Below are 15,201 nucleotides of genomic sequence, written 5' to 3' on the forward strand. Positions count from 1 at the left end.
GCGAACCGGGTCCCGCTCCGGGGCCGCCGAGCACGTCCAACGGGCTCCCGCTCCGGGCAGCCGGGCACCGCGAACAGGCTCCCGCCCCGGGCCGCCGGACTCGGCGCAAGGGGCCCTGTCCCGCGCCGCCGGGCACGGCGAACCGAGTCCCGCTCCGGGGCCGCCGAGCACGGCGAACGGGTTCCTGCTCCGGGCAACCGGGCACGTCCAACGGGCTCCCGCTCCGGGCAACCAGCCACGGCCAACGGCCTCCCGCTCCGGGCGCCGAGCACCGCGAACAGGCTCCCGCCCCGGGCCGTCGGACGCGGCGCAAGGGGCCCTGTCCCGCGCCGCCGGGCACGGCGAACCGGGTCCGGCTCCGGGGCCGCCGAGCACGGCGAACGGGTTCCTGCTCTGGGCAACCGGGCACGTCCAACGGGCTCCCGCTCCGGGCAACCAGCCACGGCCAACGGCCTCCCGCTCCGGGCGCCGAGCACCGCGAACAGGCTCCCGCCCCGGGCCGCCCCGCACAGCCAACGGGCCCCCGCTCCGAGCCGCCGGGCACAGCGAAGGGGCGCCCGTGGTGTGCGGGACGCCCCCTCTGCCAGATCCCTCCCCGCTCAGCCCTCAGGCCCGAGCAGCACCGCCGAATAGTTCTTGCGGGCGGCCGTGTCGTACTGGAGCGCCACGTGGCTCGTCGCGGACGTGATGTCCCGCCAGAAGCGCTGGAGCGCGTGGCCCTCGCCCAGGCCTCCGGTCCCGGCGGCGCCGACCAAGAGCGTCACGGCCTCGCGCAGCATCTCGGCGGCGAACGTGGCGTTGCGCTCGTTGCGCGCCATGTGTTCGGGCGTGAACTGCCGCCGGTCCAGGACCTGGGCGTTCTCCTCGACGAGGTGCCGGGCGGCGTCGATGCGGCCGGAGGCGCGGACGACGGTCAGTTCGGCCGTCTGGTTGCGGCGGCGCCCGGTGATCGAACCCGTACAAGCGGCCAGCGCGCCCGTGGCGGCGCCGACGACGGGGGCGATGAAGGTGAGGCCGCCGACCGCCTGGAAGGGCACGTTGTGGGCGGCTACTGCTGAGAAGCCGTTGCGGCCGGTGAGCATGTCGGTGCGGTCGAAGGTGAGATGGGCCGGCACGAACACGTCGTCGACCACGACGGTGTGGCTGCCGGTGGCCCGCATCCCGACGCTGTCCCACGTCTCGCGCACGGTGTACGCGCCCCGCGGCAGCGTGAAGAAGCGCAGCTGCGGCGGCCCGTCACCGCCGGCGACGGCCGCGCAGACCATCACCCAGTCGGCGAAGTCGACGGCACTGACGTAGGCCCACTCGCCGGTGACCCGCCATCCCCCGTCGGCCGCGCGTGCCCGTCCGGCGGGCATCAGGCCGGTCGCCACGACCGTGTCGGGACCCGCGCCCCACAGCTCCAGGTGGCCCTGCTCGGGCAGGTGCGAGGCGAAGCGCGCCGAGTACGCGGCGAGCGAGGCGCACCACGCGGAGGCGGCGCAGCCCTCGCCGACGGCCGTCACGGCCTGCGTGAGTTCGGCGAACGACCCCTCCGTGCCGCCGAACCGCTCGGCCACGAAGTGCCGGGCGAACCCGGACTCCCGTATCGCGTCCGTGACTTCGCGGGACAGGCTGCGGCCCGTGTCCGCGTCGGCGGCGTGGCGGGCGGCGAGCTCGCGGAGCTTGCCGGCGGCGGGGACGAGTCCCGAGTCGGGGGCGGCGGAGGCGACTTGGGCCACCAGGTCGACCGGGGCGGCCGGGGCAGCCGAGGTGGCCGGGTCGACCGGCGTGGCCGGAGCGCCGGCTCGCGGAGCGCCGACCGCGCCGACGTCGACGCTCACGACGCCGAGCCGTTCGCGATGGCGCGGGCGAAGCGCTCAAGGGTCTCGCCGGGGCTCGGCCCGTCGAGCGCCTTGAAGATGCGCTCGGCGCCGGGCCCGTGCCGGTCCAGCTTCACGTGGGCGAGCGACACGCGCGTGTGGCCCGCGTCGACCGCCTCGAAGTCGACCTCGATCTGGCTGGCGCCCTCATCGGTGGGCAGGGACTGCCAGTTGGGGTCGATACGCCAGGTCATGGCGACCCGGCGGCCCGGCTCCCACTCCAGGACCTGGCCCCAGGCGATCTCGGTGCCCTCCACGTCCCATTCGTAGTAGCGCCCGCCCACGCCGCCTTCGAAGGCGAGGCCGGCGCGCTCCTTGCGTACCAGGATGTGGCTCGGCGGCCACCAGTCCGCGGGGCGCTCGGTGAAGACCTTGAAGCACTCGCCGGGCGTCGCCGCCACGGTCACCGACTTCCTGACGTCGGGCAGGGTCTGCGTCTGCTCGGGCACGGGGCCTCCTCGCTCCGGCCAGGTGTCCCGCCCGGCCACGGCATCTGATGCGCCCAAGCTGACGGGCCGCGCTAGGCCCCGTGTCGAGTACGGCTCGAACATCCGGCCTCCACCCCGGCTCCACCCCCGTACGAGAAACCCGCAAGGAGCCGGGCCCACCGTCGAGCCGACGTGGACCGGACCGACACGAGCGGACCGGGTTCGACCGGCACGAGTGATGCCGACGCGAGCGACGACTCACACGAGCGATGGGGAGAGCACGATGACAGACGCGGGACGACGAGTTGCCTTCGTCACCGGTGCGACCAGCGGGATCGGCCTGGCCGTGACCGAGCTGCTGGCCCGGCAGGGCGCCCTGGTGTTCGGTGTGGCGCGCGACGCGGAGAACGTCCGCACGATGGTCAAGGAACAGCGCGAGCGGGGCTACGAAGTCGCCGGCACGGTGTGCGACGTGACGTCCCTGACGCAGATCCAGGAGGCCGTACGGGCGGCCGTCGCCGAGTACGGACGCATCGACATCCTCGTGAACAACGCGGGCCGCGGCGGTGGCGGCGTGACCGCTGAGATCGAGGACGCGCTCTGGGACGACGTGATCGAGACCAACCTGAACGGCACCTTCCGCGTGACCCGCGAAGTGCTCAGCACGGGTCTGATGCGCGAGGGTTCCTGGGGCCGGATCATCAACATCGCGTCCACGGGCGGCAAGCAGGGCGTCGAGCTCGCCGCGCCGTACTCCGCCTCCAAGCACGGCGTGATCGGCTTCACCAAGGCCGTCGGCAAGGAGCTCGCGTCGACCGGCATCACCGTGAACGCCGTCTGCCCCGGCTACGTCGAGACGCCCATGGCCCAGCGCGTGCGCCAGGGCTACGCGGGCCACTACGGGGTCAGCGAGCAGGAGATCCAGGAGAAATTCAACGCGAAGATCCCGCTCGGCCGCTACTCCACCCCCGAAGAGGTCGCCGGGCTCGTCGGCTACCTCGCGTCGGACACCGCCGGGTCCATCACCGCGCAGGCCATGAACGTCTGCGGCGGGCTCGGGAACTACTGACGGCCCCGGGCGTCGCCGGTACCGGCGACGCCCGCCACGGGCCAGACAGAAACGAGACGGGAGTACCTGACATGACCCCTGTGACCGCCGGCGCGACGCTGGCCGAACCCGACGTGGCCGCGTTCCGTGCCGCGATGGGCCGATTCCCGACGGGCGTCACCCTGCTCACCCAGGGAAGCGGCGACGAGACCATCGTGATGACGCTCAACAGCCTGACCTCGGTCTCGCTCGACCCGATGCTGATCCTCGTGTCCGTGAAGGCCTCCGGCCGGATGCGCCCGCGCATCATGAACGCGGGCAGTTTCGCCGTGAACGTGCTCGGCGAGGCCCAGCTGGACCTGGCCGTGGAGTTCTGCAAGCCCGACCGGCCGGAGGGCAGCGCCGCGATGGTGCGGCTCGGCGCGCGCGAGGGCGTGACCGGCAACGCCGTCCTGCCCGCCGCGGAGACGTACGTCGAGTGCGTGCTCGACGCGGAGTACACGGCCGGCGACCACACCCTTCTGATCGGCCGGGTCGTCGCCCTGTCCGACGGCGCCCCGCACCCGGACCCGCTCCTGTTCCACCAGGGCAAGTTCGGCCGCCTGCCCGCCGCCGGGCGTCAGGGGGCGGCCGCGTGACGACCACGAAGACGGTGGCCGGCCCCGGCACCCTGCATCAAGTGGCCGACGGCGTCCACGCGTTCGTCCAGCCGGAGGGCGGCTGGTGCCTGAACAACGCGGGCCTCGTCGCCGGCGGCGGCCCCGCGGTGCTGATCGACACGGCGGCGACCGAGTCCCGTACGCGACGGCTGCGGGAGGAGGTGGAACGTGTCGTGCCGGGCGGCCCGGACTACGTCGTCAACACCCACTTCCACGGTGACCACACCTTCGGCAACGGCCAGTTCGTGCCGCGCGCGACGATCGTGGCGCACGCGGGCACGCGCTCCGACACGGAGGAGGCGGGCCTCGGCCTGCGTCACCTGTGGCCGGACGTCGAGTGGGGCGAGACCCCGCTGACGCTGCCCACGCTCACGTTCCGGGACGAGCTCACCCTGCACGCCGACGGCGGCCCGCGCACCGAGCTGCTCCACGTGGGCCCGGCCCACACCGCGAACGACGTGATCGCGTGGGTGCCGGAGCGCGGCGTGCTGTTCACCGGTGACGTGGTGTGGTCGGGCGTGACCCCGTACCTCCTGATGGGCTCGGTCACCGGCTCGCTGCGGGCCCTGGAACGGATGCGCGCGCTGGGCGCCGGCGTGGTCGTCCCGGGTCACGGTCCGGTCGGCGGGCCCGAGCTGATCGACGCGACGGAGGCGTACGTCCGCCGGCTCCAGGACCTTGCGCGGGACGGGCTGCGGCGCGGCCTGAGCCCGCTGGAGGCGGCCCGGGAGGCGGACCTCGGCGCGTTCGCCGGGCTCCTGGACTCCGAGCGCCTGGTCGGAAACCTGCACCGCGCGTACGCCGAACTGGAGGGGCTCGCGCCGGGTGCCCGTATCGACGTCGGGGCGTCCTTCAAGGAGATGGTCGCCTTCCACGGGGCGCTGCCCTGCTGCCACGCCTGACCGAGAGGAGTCCTCGATGGAGACGATTCTGCTGGACCGCGAGACGCAAGGGGCACTGCCGTCGCACCTGGAGTTCCACGGCGTGCCGTGCCGGATCCCGCTGCTGCTCGCCGGGGAGCTGGACGACGACGGGAGCGAGCCGCACATCTGCCGGGGCATCGACTGAACGCGCGCCCGGCACATGGCCGAGGGGCCCCTGTTGCGGGGGCCCCTCGGCCATGTGCCGGACATCCAGGAGCAGATCCCGATCAGGCCGCCGGGCTGTCGCGGTGGATGACCCGGGAGCGGGTGAACAGCCGGCCGTCCCGGCGCACGAGGACGTCGTCGACGGTGAACGTCGGCTGGAAGGACACCTTCCCCTCCCGGGAGGTCTGGGTGACCAGCGTGTAGTACGAGACCCGCACCGTGTCCTCGTCCTGCGGGTCGGCCTCTATGAGCAGGTGACCGAACCAGTGCCGGACGGCGATGTCCTTGTAGCGGGGCAGATTGGCGCGCATCCCGGCGAGCATCTCCTCGCGCCCGCTCTGGCGCTGCCCGCCCGCGTGGACGACCTCCCCGTCCTCGGTGAACGTGTCGGCGAAGCCCTCGATGTCCAGGGCGTCGACCCGTCGCATCTGCTGGGCGTAGAACGTCTGCACCTCGGCGTACAGGTCACCCGTGACCTGCTGACGGAGGGTCCCGACGGACTGAGACATGGCGAACTCCCTTCGCGGCGGCCCTCACGGCCGCCCGTCGTCACCACCAGCCTGCCGGGCGCGGCTGCAGCGGCACTGGAGGAGCGCTCGCGGTGCCGGTCCGGCGCCCCTGGCCCTGACGGGGAGTGCGATGGCAGGATCGCCCGCATGTCCCAGGCCCTCCCCCGTATCCGCAGGCGGCACGTCCTCGAAGGCTCGGCCGTCGTCGTCGTGGTCGTCGGGCTGCTCCTGTGGTGGCTGCTGCCGCTGCACGCGGCGGCGCCGACCGGCAGCGTCACCATCAGCACGGGCCAGCGGACCGGGGTGTACGAGCTCTACGGCAAGCTCCTGCGGACCGCGCTCGGCCACGACCTGCCGGACCTCGACGTACGCCTGACCAACAGCGAGGGGTCCCAGGAGAACGTCGAGCGGGTCGCCACCGGCAAGGCCGACTTCACCATCGCGGCCGCCGACGCCGTCGAGAAGTACCAGCTGGACGGCGGCGCGGGCGCGGACCGGCTGCGCGGCTGCGCCCGCCTCTACGACGACTACGTGCAGCTGGTCGTGCCCCGCTCGTCGTCGATCCGGTCGGTCGCTGACCTGCGGCACCACCGGGTCGCCGTGGGCGGTCCGGGGTCCGGGGTCCGGCTCATCGCCGAGCGCGTGGCCAAGGCCGCCGGGCTCGACCTGGAGAAGGACCTGACGCCCGTCGCCACGGGCATCGACGACATGCCGCGGGCGCTGAAGCGCGGGGACATCGACGCGTTCTTCTGGTCGGGCGGCCTGCCGACGGACCATGTGCGCGAGCTGTCGCAGAGCTACCCGATCCGGCTCGTGGAGCTGGGCAACCTGGTGGACGCGCTGCACCGGCAGGGCGGGGCGTCCCGTTACTACCGGGCCGCCGTGATGCCCGCGGACGCGTACCCGGACGCCCAGGAGGGCGTGGCCGTCCCCACCCTCGCCGTGGCGAACCTGCTGGTCACGACGGACCGCGCCGACCCCAGGCTGACCGAGGCGGTGACGCGCACGGTGATCGACAGCCGCGACCACATCGGCACCAAGGTGCACGCGGCCCAGCTCGTGGACCTGCGCACCGCGCTCTACACGGACCCTCTGCCCCTCCACGAGGGCGCCCGGCGCTACTACCGCTCGGTCAAGCCCTAGGCTCCGCCGGCCCGTCAGATCGGGTTGAGGCGGGCCTTGAGCAGGCAGAACTCGTTGCCCTCGGGGTCGGCGAGCACGTGCCACTGCTCGTCGCCGGTCTGGCCGATGTCGGCCGGGCGCGCCCCGAGCTTCAGGAGGCGTTCGAGCTCGGCGTCCTGGTCGCGGTCGGTGGCGTTGACGTCGATGTGCAGCCGGGACTTCCCCGGCTCCGGCTCGTCGCGGCGGCTGAGGATGATCGTCGGCTGCGAGCCGCCGAACCCGTCGCGCGCCCCGATCTCGATGCAGTCGTCGCCTTCGCGGTCGAGCACGACGAAGTCCAGGACCTCGCACCAGAACCGTGCAAGCACCTCGGGTTCCCGGCAACCGAGCACGAGTTCACTGATACGACATGCCACGGGCAGCCTGCTTTCGTCGGGGGCTCCGGCGCCCCTCGGAGGGCACCCGCAGGCGACCGTACCGGTCAAGTCACGCCGGCGCGACGGGTTTTAGGGGCGGTCCAGAACGGCTTGGGCACCGCAGGGGAACGCGCTCAGCCCTCCCGGTGCGTCCGCGGCACCGCGACCGTCACGCGCAGCCCGTGCGGTTCGTGCGGGGCGTACGCGATGGTGCCGCCGCCGGCCGCGAGCAGTACCCGTGAGATGGACAGGCCGAGGCCCGAGCCCTTGACGTTCTGGTGGCCGGCGCTGCGCCAGAACCGGTCGCCGATCCGGGCGAGTTCGTCCTCGCGCAGGCCCGGCCCCCGGTCCGCGACGACGATCTCGGTGGACTCGCCGTTGCGGGCGACGGACACCGTGACCTCCTCGCCGGCGGGGGTGAACTTCAGGGCGTTGTCGATCACCGCGTCGAGCGCGCTGGACAGGGCCACGGGGTCCGCCCAGCCGGTGACCGCGGGGCAGTTCTCGGCCAGCCGTACGCCCTTCTCGTCGGCGACGGGCCGCCAGGCGCCCACGCGTTCGCTCACCAGCTCGCCGATGTCCGTGAGCCGCAGGTCCGCCTCGGTGTGCTCGGCGAGGGCCAGGTCGAGCAGGTCGTCGAGGACCTGGGCGAGCCGCTTGCCCTCGGTGCGCACGGAGGCGATCTCCTCGTTCCCCTCGGGCAGTTCGAAGGCGAGGAGCTCGATGCGCAGGAGCAGGGCGGCGAGCGGGTTGCGCAGCTGGTGGGAGGCGTCGGCGACGAAGGCGCGCTGCTGCTCCAGGACGTCCTCGACGTTGTCGGCCATCTCGTTGAACGACCGGGCCAGGCGCCGGAGTTCCGGCGGTCCGCCGGCAGAGGCGACGCGGGACTTGAGGCGTCCGGTCGCGATGTCGTGGGTGGTCGCGTCGAGGACCCGTACGGGCTTCAGGACCCATCCGGTCAGGCGCAGCGCGGCGCCGACGGCGAGCAGCATCGCGGCGAACTCGCCCGTCCCGATGAACAGCCAGCCCCGGAGCGTGCGGGAGCGCATCGCGCCGGTGGGTGACTCAGTGACGACGACCGCGACGACGTCACCGTCGCTGATGACGGGCGACGCGACGACGAGCCGGCCGCCGCGCTGCCAGGGCCACACCTGGTGCGGGTCGTGGCTGCCGCGCGAGAACAGCGCCTCGGCGAATGCGTCGCGCACGGCGCCGCGAGCGGGCAGCCGCCAGTCGCCCGGGGCGTGCGCCATGGGTTCGCTGCCGCGGTAGAAGACGCCCGCGCGGATCCCGTACACCTCGTAGTAGCGGGTGAGTTCGGTCTGGAGGGTCTGCTGGCGTTCGTCCGTGACGCGTACGCGGGAGCCGGTCGTGCGCTTGGTGACGAACTGGGCGAGGGCGGCGAAACGGGCGGTGTCGTCGATGCGGTCGACGACGACCTTCTGCTGCTCGGCGGCGGCCACGCTCGCGGCGAGCGGGAAGCCGAGCGCGAGCAGCACGCCCGCCATCAGGACGATGAGCAGCGGGAGGAGCCGGGCGCGCACCCGCGGCCTCTAGGCGGCCGGCGCGACGAGCCGGTACCCGACGCCGCGCACGGTCTCGATGAGGGCCGGCATCCGCAGCTTGGAGCGCAGCGACGCGACGTGCACCTCCAGGGTGCGGCCCGTGCCCTCCCAACTGGTGCGCCAGACCTCGCTGATGATCTGTTCCCGGCGGAACACGACGCCGGGCCGCTGGGCGAGGAGCGCGAGGAGGTCGAACTCCTTGCGGGTCAGCTGGACGACGGAACCGTCCACGCTGACCTGGCGGGTGGGCAGTTCGATGCGCACGGCCCCGAGCCGCAGCCCGTCCTCGGCCGGCGCGGCGAGCTCCTCCGGCAGACTGCGCCGGCTCACCGCGTGGATACGGGCGAGCAGTTCACCGGTGTCGTACGGCTTCACGACGTAGTCGTCGGCGCCGAGGTTGAGGCCGTGGATGCGGGACCGTACGTCGGAGCGGGCGGTCACCATGATGACGGGGGTCGCGGTGCGCTTGCGGATCTTGCCGCACACCTCGTAGCCGTCCTGGTCGGGCAGGCCGAGGTCGAGGAGTACGACTCCGAAGGCGTCGGGTTCGGGGACCAGGGCCCGGAGCGCTTCCTCGCCGCTGCGCGCGTGCGCCACGATGAAGCCGTGCCGGGCGAGAACCGCCGACAGAGCTGCGGCGACATGGTCGTCGTCCTCGACGAGCAGCAGTCTCATCAGGGCCCCCTTCGGCTCGTCGGTGGAGTGGCCGCGGCCCGCCGTCGGGACGCTGCCGTGCACGCGCGCGTGAAGCGCACCAGGGCATCCACTCCGATACGTAAGGACGCCGTCAAGAGCGTTCCGGTTACGGAAGCCTTCCGTTATCCAGCCGGTACGCGGACGGCCATCCCCTTCACCCATAGTGTCCGTCCGCAGCCGGATCGTTATGCTCAATTTCCGCTCAGATGTAATGACGTTGGTCGTACGACGTCACTACTGTCCTCCGCAACCGAGGAGGATGGAGCAAGACCCCGATGAGCGATGTATCGGTGACCAAGGACGCCATTCCCGCGGCCGACGAGCTGGTCGTACTGAACCAAGTCAACAAGCACTTCGGCGCGCTGCACGTGCTCCAGGACATCGACCTGACCATCGCGCGCGGTGAGGTCGTCGTCGTCATCGGGCCTTCCGGCTCCGGCAAGTCGACGCTGTGCCGCACGATCAACCGCCTGGAGACCGTCGACACGGGCGCGATCACGATCGACGGCAAGCCGCTGCCGCAGGAGGGCCGGGAGCTCGCCCGCCTCCGCGCGGACGTGGGCATGGTCTTCCAGTCCTTCAACCTCTTCGCGCACAAGACCGTGCTCGAGAATGTGATGCTGGGTCAGATCAAGGTCCGCAAGGCCGACAAGAAGGTGGCCGAGGAGAAGGCGCGCGCCCTCCTCGACCGGGTGGGCGTCGGCACGCAGGCGGACAAGTACCCCGCGCAGCTCTCGGGCGGGCAGCAGCAGCGCGTCGCGATCGCGCGGGCGCTGGCGATGGACCCGAAGGTCATGCTCTTCGACGAGCCGACCTCGGCTCTTGACCCGGAGATGATCAACGAGGTCCTCGAGGTCATGCAGCAGCTCGCCCGCGACGGCATGACCATGATCGTGGTGACCCACGAGATGGGCTTCGCGCGCTCGGCGGCCAACCGCGTGGTCTTCATGGCGGACGGACGGATCGTCGAAGAGGCCACCCCCGACCAGTTCTTCAGCAACCCGCGCAGCGACCGGGCCAAGGACTTCCTGTCGAAGATCCTGCACCACTGACTCCGACCCGGGACGCGCACACCGGCGTCCGACTTTTTTCACGGCCGAAAACCGCCGAAACGAAGGATGTTCACATGAAGCTCCGTAAGTCCGCCGCGGCCGCCGCCGTCGTCGCCGCGCTCGCCCTGACCGCCACCGCCTGCGGCGGCCAGTCCGGCAACGCCGGTGACAAGCCCGCCGGTGCCGCCGGCGGCAAGGACCAGCCGAAGCTGCCGGAATACACGGTCGCCTCGGGTGTGAAGCTGGACTCCGCGACGCTGAAGCGGGCGCAGAAGGCCGGCAAGATCGTCATCGGCGCCAAGAACGACCAGCCGTTCCTCGGTTTCCAGGACACCGACGGCAAGCGCTCGGGCTTCGACATCGAGATCGCCAAGATGGTCGCCGCCGACCTCGGCTTCAAGCCCGACCAGATCGAGTTCAAGACGGTGGACTCGAACGTCCGTGAGACGACGATCTCGAAGGGCGAGGTCGACCTCTACGTCGGCACGTACACGATCAACGACGAGCGCAAGAAGCAGGTCGGCTTCGCCGGTCCGTACTTCATGGCCGGCGCCGACCTCCTCGTCCGCAGCGACGAGAAGGGCATCACTGGCCCCGACTCCCTCAAGGGCAAGACGGTCTGCTCCATCAAGGGCTCGACCCCGCTCCAGGAGATCAAGAAGCCCAAGTACGGCGCCAAGACCGTCGAGCTGTCCAAGTACTCCGAGTGCGTGCAGCAGCTCCTCAACAACGAGGTCGACGCCGTCACGACCGACGACGCCATCCTCAAGGGCTACGCGGCGCAGCGTCCGACCAAGCTCAAGGTCGTCGGCAAGCCGTTCACCAAGGAGCCGTACGGCATCGGCATGAACAAGGACGACAAGGCCCTACGCGACGCGGTCGACAACGCCATCGAGGCGCACGAGAAGAACGGCGACTACAAGAAGGCGTACGACGCGACGCTCGGCCTGTCCAAGTCCGCGTACACCGCGCCGCCGGCTGTCGAGCGCTACTGACGCGCCGGGTGGTGTCCGGCCCCGATCGGGCGGACACCACCCCTGCGGTGCAAGCCCCGGCTCCGCACCGCCCGATCCTCCGTCGTGAGCCGCCCGCCACGGGCGCACCCGCACTGGGCGCCCGTGGCGCGGCCCGCGCCGCCTGTCCGCCGCCGCTTGTCCGCCGCCGCCCACGAGGACATCCCCGTGAACGTATTGCTCGACCATCTCGCGGAATTCCGCGAGGGGTTCATAGGCACCGTCCTGCTGACCCTGGCCAGCGGGCTCCTCGCGATGGTCCTGGGTGTCATCATCGCCGGGTTCCGTGTCTCTCCCGTGCCCCCGCTGCGCTTCTTCGGCACCGCCTGGGTCACGCTCTTCAGGAACACCCCGCTGACCCTGCTCTTCCTTGTGGCGTGGTTCGTCATCCCGGTCGTCTTCATGCCGGGTCTGAGCCCGTGGGCCAAGGCGCTCATGGCGCTCGGCTGCTACACGTCGGCGTTCGTGTGCGAGGCCGTCAGGTCCGGCATCAGTACGGTGCCGCTGGGACAGGCCGAGGCCGCGCGGTCGATCGGCATGACGTTCTTCCAGACCCTGCGCATGATCGTCCTGCCGCAGGCTACCCGGACCGTTCTGCCGCCGCTGAGCTCGATCTTCATCGCGCTGACGAAGAACTCCGCGATCGCGGGCGCGTTCAGCGTCACCGAGCTGTTCGGCGTGCAGAAGCTGCTCAGCGACCAGGGCTTCGCCATCGCCTGGATCTTCCTCTGGGTGGCGCTCGGCTACCTGGTCATCACCTTCACCATCAGCGGTCTCTTCCGGCTGCTCGAGCGGCGCATGGGGGTCGCACGATGAGTTCGAGCGTCCTGTACGACGCGCCGGGTCCCAAGGCCCGTACGCGCAACCGCATCTACACCGTCCTCGGCGCCCTCGCCGTGCTCGGCCTGATCGCGTTCACCCTGTACCGGATGAACGTCAAGGGCCAGCTGGAGCCCGAGGTCTGGAACATCTTCAACAACGCCGGTGTGCGGAGCAGCATCCGCGACGGTGTGCTCACCACCCTGAAGGTGTTCGCCGTCGCCGGCGTGCTCTCCCTGGTGCTCGGCGTGCTCCTCGCCGTCGCGCGCCTCTCGGACCACAAGGCCGTCAGCCGTGTCACCGCGGGCTTCATCGAACTGTTCCGCGCGATCCCGCTGCTGATCACGATCTACGCCCTGTGGGTGCTGTTCCTGACCTACAAGGACAGCCTCGGCGTCATCGGCGACAACACCGCCTTCTGGGCGCTCGTCATCGGTCTGACCGTCTACAACGGCTGCGTCCAGGCCGAGGTGATCCGGGCGGGCGTCAACGCTGTGCCGCGCGGACAGGTCGAGGCCGCGTACGCCCTTGGACTGCGCAAGTCGCAGGTCATGACGATGCTGCTGCTGCCGCAGGCCGTGCGCTCGATGCTGCCGACGATGATCAGCCAGCTCGTGGTGACCCTCAAGGACACCTCGCTCGGCTACATCATCACGTACAACGAGCTGCTGTTCGCCGCCCGCACCATGGCCAGCAACATCATCGTCAACGGCGAGAACCCGATCACCGCGGTCGTCATCGTCGTCGGTGCCATCTACGTGGCGATGTGTCTGGCGCTGGCCGGACTGGCCACCTGGATCGAGAAGCGCGGCCGGCGTGCGAAGACCGGTATCGCCGTGGCATCCGCCAGCGCGACCGACGCGGAGCCGGCCGTCGCGGAGGCGACCGCCGACTGAGCCGGAACTGCGCCGCCGGGCGCAGAAACTGACGAGATGTGAGCCGACGGAGGCAGTGGCATGATCGCCACTGCCTCCGTCACTTGACGCAAGCACCCGCAATGGGTTGCATACGTTCTGTGATCGCGCACCCCGCTCCAACTGCCCTTTCCTGTACGACTCCCACAGCACTCACCTGGGCAGGAGGAGCCGCGCCGTGGATCCGGTGATCGTCGTCGGCGCCGGCCCCGTCGGGCTCACGCTCTCCCTCTCACTCGCCCGTCAGGGCGTGCCTTCCGTGGTCCTGGACGAGGGCCCCGGCAAGGACGAACAACGCCCCGCCCGCACGGTGGTCCTCCGCGAGGACACCGCCGCCCTCGTCGAGCGGCTCGCCGGTACGACGTTCGACGCGACGGGCACCCGCTGGACCGGCTGGCGCTCGCTGCGCCGGAAACAGGTGATGCGGGAGCTCACCTTCGGTGAACAGCTGCCGTCGCCGCTGCACGTGGCCCAGCACGAGGTGACGGGCGCGCTGCGCAAGGCCGTCGCCGGCGAGCGCCTGATCAAACTCGCCGTGAACAGCCGCCTCGACGCGGTCGAGCAGGAGGCCGCAGGGCTGACCGCGCACACCCGAGGCCCGCAGGGCACCTGGTGGCGCGGCAGCTTCCTGGTGGGCTGCGACGGTCCGCGTTCCACGGTCCGCAAACTCCTCGACATCCGCTTCCCCGGCCGCACCGCCGTCGAACGGCACGCCGTCGCCGCGCTGCGCACGGAACTCCCTTGGCCCGGCGAGGCGTTGCTCCATCGGAGCCTGCCCTGGCGGACCTCCGGCGCCTCGGGCGGCGAGGTAGTTGGCCGTCCCCTCGCCGGCGGTGTCTGGCGCCTCGACTGGCTGCTGCCGCCCCGCAGCGAGCTGGTCACACCCGACATCCTGGTGACCCGCGTCCGGGAGACGCTGGCCGGCTGGTCCGGCGGCGCCACCCCGCCGTACGAGCTGCTCGACACGGGCGTCCACACGGTGCACCACCGCCTGGCCCGGCGCTGGCGCGTCGGCCGGGTCTTCCTCGCCGGAGACGCGGCGCACCTGCTCGGCGCGCTCGGCACGCAGGGGCTCGACGAGGGGCTTCGCGACGCGGACAACCTCGCCTGGAAGCTCGCCGCCGCCTGGCACGAGGGCCCGCGCGAGGCGCTCCTCGACAGCTATCAGGCCGAGCGCCGGGCGGTCGTCGCCGGCCGGCTGCGCGCCGCCGACCAGGCGCTGCCGATACTGCGCGGCGGCGGTGGGCTGCGGTCGTACGTGGCGGGTTCGGCTCGCGGCCATGACGCGCTGCTCACGGACGGTCATCTGGGGCAGGGAGCCCTTGGCGCGCCGGGCTCGTACGCCGACTCGCCCCTCGCGCCGGAACCCGTCGAGTCGGAGGTCGCCGTGGGCACACCTCCGGGCGCGCCCGTCGAGGACGTCCGGGTCACGGCCCCCGACGGGTCCTTCGTCCAGCTACGCGAACGGCTCGGCCTCGGACACCTGCTCGTCGTCCTCATCGCTCCCGGTACGGGGGTGTGGGAGCGGCGGCACTGGGTCGGGGCAGGCGTCATGCCCCGACTCGCGGCGGCGGTGACGGCGCTGCCGCACGAGGCGGAACTCCTTGTCGCGGAGAGCTACCCGGGCGCCCCGGCCCACTCCGTCCTCCTCATCCGCCCGGACGGCCACCTGGTCACGGCCTTCAGCGGAGTACGCCCCGACGACCTACGCGCCGCCGCGGAGACCGCGCTGGGCGGCCCCGCGGAAAACGACGCGAAGACCGGAACCGCGACGACATCACATTGACCCGGCCGCACCCGGCCCACTCCAGGCTCCCCGTCCGAACCGGACGAGGAGCCTGGTCACGGCCCTCGCGGAGTCCGGCCCGACGAGCTGCGCCCCGCCTCCGAGACCGCACTCGGGGGCCCCGCAGAGAACGACGCGAAGACCGGAACCGCGACGACATCACATTGACCCGGCCGCACCCGGCCCACTCCAGGCTCCCCGTCCGAACCGGACGAGGAGCCTGG

The 15,201-nt window shown here is 71.8% G+C and carries 16 protein-coding genes; 10 read left to right on the plus strand and 6 right to left on the minus strand.

Translation table 11 applies throughout. The features are described 5' to 3' along the window. Nucleotides 1-599: 599 nt before the first annotated feature. Nucleotides 600-1,823 (minus strand): hydrolase, encoded by a 1,224-nt coding sequence (locus ABZ893_RS06235; protein WP_361397531.1) that lies wholly within the window; start codon nt 1,821-1,823, stop codon nt 600-602. Further along, entirely contained in the window at nt 1,820-2,311 is a 492-nt protein-coding gene (locus ABZ893_RS06240) for an SRPBCC domain-containing protein (protein WP_361397534.1), read from the minus strand. The genes ABZ893_RS06235 and ABZ893_RS06240 overlap by 4 nt, the downstream gene beginning before the upstream one ends. A 262-nt stretch (nt 2,312-2,573) precedes the next feature. Here ABZ893_RS06240 and ABZ893_RS06245 point away from each other — a divergent pair, with 262 nt between their 5' ends. The 4 genes from ABZ893_RS06245 (at nt 2,574) to ABZ893_RS06260 (ending at nt 5,065) form a co-directional block, all read left to right on the plus strand. After that, nucleotides 2,574-3,359, plus strand: coding sequence for an SDR family NAD(P)-dependent oxidoreductase (locus ABZ893_RS06245; protein WP_361397537.1), 786 nt, complete (start codon nt 2,574-2,576; stop codon nt 3,357-3,359). A gap of 71 nt (nt 3,360-3,430) precedes the next feature. After that, nucleotides 3,431-3,976, plus strand: coding sequence for a flavin reductase family protein (locus ABZ893_RS06250; RefSeq protein ID WP_361397540.1), 546 nt, complete (start codon nt 3,431-3,433; stop codon nt 3,974-3,976). After that, nucleotides 3,973-4,899: an MBL fold metallo-hydrolase gene (locus ABZ893_RS06255; RefSeq protein WP_361397543.1), complete on the plus strand. Its 927-nt coding sequence runs from the start codon at nt 3,973-3,975 to the stop codon at nt 4,897-4,899. Before ABZ893_RS06250 ends, ABZ893_RS06255 begins: the two co-directional genes overlap by 4 nt. 16 nt (nt 4,900-4,915) lie before the next feature. Beyond that, nucleotides 4,916-5,065 carry a hypothetical protein gene (locus ABZ893_RS06260; protein ID WP_361397545.1) on the plus strand — a complete coding sequence of 50 codons (150 nt, stop codon included), beginning with the start codon at nt 4,916-4,918 and terminating at the stop codon, nt 5,063-5,065. A gap of 82 nt (nt 5,066-5,147) precedes the next feature. Here ABZ893_RS06260 and ABZ893_RS06265 read toward each other — a convergent pair whose 3' ends face one another. Then, nucleotides 5,148-5,594 carry a nuclear transport factor 2 family protein gene (locus ABZ893_RS06265; protein ID WP_361397548.1) on the minus strand — a complete coding sequence of 149 codons (447 nt, stop codon included), beginning with the start codon at nt 5,592-5,594 and terminating at the stop codon, nt 5,148-5,150. A gap of 147 nt (nt 5,595-5,741) precedes the next feature. Here ABZ893_RS06265 and ABZ893_RS06270 point away from each other — a divergent pair, with 147 nt between their 5' ends. Next, nucleotides 5,742-6,737, plus strand: a complete 996-nt coding sequence (locus ABZ893_RS06270) for a TAXI family TRAP transporter solute-binding subunit (protein ID WP_361397551.1) — start codon at nt 5,742-5,744, stop codon at nt 6,735-6,737. Between the two features lie 14 nt (nt 6,738-6,751). Here the strand turns inward: ABZ893_RS06270 and ABZ893_RS06275 are convergent, their stop codons facing one another. The 3 genes from ABZ893_RS06275 to ABZ893_RS06285 form a co-directional block, all read right to left on the minus strand. Then, the gene (locus tag ABZ893_RS06275; RefSeq protein WP_361397554.1) at nt 6,752-7,132 is read right to left on the minus strand and encodes a VOC family protein; all 381 of its coding nucleotides are present in this window, start codon (nt 7,130-7,132) and stop codon (nt 6,752-6,754) included. Nucleotides 7,133-7,266: 134 nt separating this feature from the next. Then, complete coding sequence (locus ABZ893_RS06280) at nt 7,267-8,676, minus strand: HAMP domain-containing sensor histidine kinase (RefSeq protein WP_361397557.1); 1,410 nt, start codon at nt 8,674-8,676, stop codon at nt 7,267-7,269. 9 nt (nt 8,677-8,685) lie between these two features. Continuing rightward, entirely contained in the window at nt 8,686-9,372 is a 687-nt protein-coding gene (locus tag ABZ893_RS06285) for a response regulator transcription factor (RefSeq protein ID WP_361397560.1), read from the minus strand. 296 nt (nt 9,373-9,668) lie between these two features. Between ABZ893_RS06285 and ABZ893_RS06290 the strand changes: the two genes are divergently transcribed. The 5 genes from ABZ893_RS06290 (at nt 9,669) to ABZ893_RS06310 (ending at nt 14,977) form a co-directional block, all read left to right on the plus strand. Then, nucleotides 9,669-10,445 (plus strand): amino acid ABC transporter ATP-binding protein, encoded by a 777-nt coding sequence (locus ABZ893_RS06290; RefSeq protein ID WP_361397563.1) that lies wholly within the window; start codon nt 9,669-9,671, stop codon nt 10,443-10,445. Between the two features lie 74 nt (nt 10,446-10,519). Beyond that, nucleotides 10,520-11,440, plus strand: a complete 921-nt coding sequence (locus ABZ893_RS06295) for a glutamate ABC transporter substrate-binding protein (RefSeq protein WP_361397566.1) — start codon at nt 10,520-10,522, stop codon at nt 11,438-11,440. A 186-nt stretch (nt 11,441-11,626) separates the two neighbouring features. After that, nucleotides 11,627-12,274 (plus strand): amino acid ABC transporter permease, encoded by a 648-nt coding sequence (locus ABZ893_RS06300; protein ID WP_361397569.1) that lies wholly within the window; start codon nt 11,627-11,629, stop codon nt 12,272-12,274. Then, complete coding sequence (locus ABZ893_RS06305) at nt 12,271-13,173, plus strand: amino acid ABC transporter permease (RefSeq protein ID WP_361397573.1); 903 nt, start codon at nt 12,271-12,273, stop codon at nt 13,171-13,173. The genes ABZ893_RS06300 and ABZ893_RS06305 overlap by 4 nt, the downstream gene beginning before the upstream one ends. A 196-nt stretch (nt 13,174-13,369) precedes the next feature. Further along, nucleotides 13,370-14,977, plus strand: coding sequence for an FAD-dependent monooxygenase (locus tag ABZ893_RS06310; protein ID WP_361397576.1), 1,608 nt, complete (start codon nt 13,370-13,372; stop codon nt 14,975-14,977). Nucleotides 14,978-15,201 lie beyond the last annotated feature (224 nt).

The sequence above is a fragment of the Streptomyces sp. NPDC046821 genome (assembly GCF_040645335.1).
Taxonomy (GTDB): Bacteria; Actinomycetota; Actinomycetes; order Streptomycetales; family Streptomycetaceae; genus Streptomyces.